A 546-nucleotide genomic window follows, 5' to 3' on the forward strand; every position below is an offset into this window, starting at 1 on the left:
GGCCGCCTCGTCCTCGCCGCGCCCGGAGACGCCGATGATGGGGATTCGAGCGAGCGGCGCCGGCATGGTGCGGATCCGCCGGATGGCCTCTACGCCATCGATGCCCGGCAGCACCATGTCCATCAGCACCGCGTCGAAGGCCCCCTGCGCGAGCCGGTTCACCGCATCCTCGCCGCGTCCGATGAACTCGGCATGATGGCCGAGCTCGGTCAAAATGGTGTTGAGCACGACGCGGCCGAACGGATTGTCCTCGACGCTGAGCACGCGCAGCGCGGCCGCCGCATCGGCCTCGGCCTCGCCCTTCGCCTTGCGGGACCTGGCCGGTCCCGCCGCGTCCAGCGACACCGTCAACGTGAAGGTGGCGCCGCCGCCGCGGCGCGGTGCGACCGAGATGTCGCCACCCATCGCGCGCGCCAGCTGCTTCACCGAGGATAGTCCCAAACCCGCGCCGCCGAAGCGCGAGGCGATGGTGACATTGGCCTGGGTGAAGGGACGGAACAACCGCTTGATCTCGGCCATGGTCAGGCCGATGCCGCTGTCGGACAC

1 protein-coding gene is annotated in these 546 nt (G+C 70.3%); it reads right to left on the minus strand.

What is annotated here, in order from left to right:
* Positions 1-546: ATP-binding protein (locus tag AC1D00_RS44655; protein WP_477015153.1), on the minus strand; the 546-nt coding region annotated here is incomplete at both ends.

The sequence above is a fragment of the Bradyrhizobium sp. P2_E8 genome (assembly GCF_056403875.1).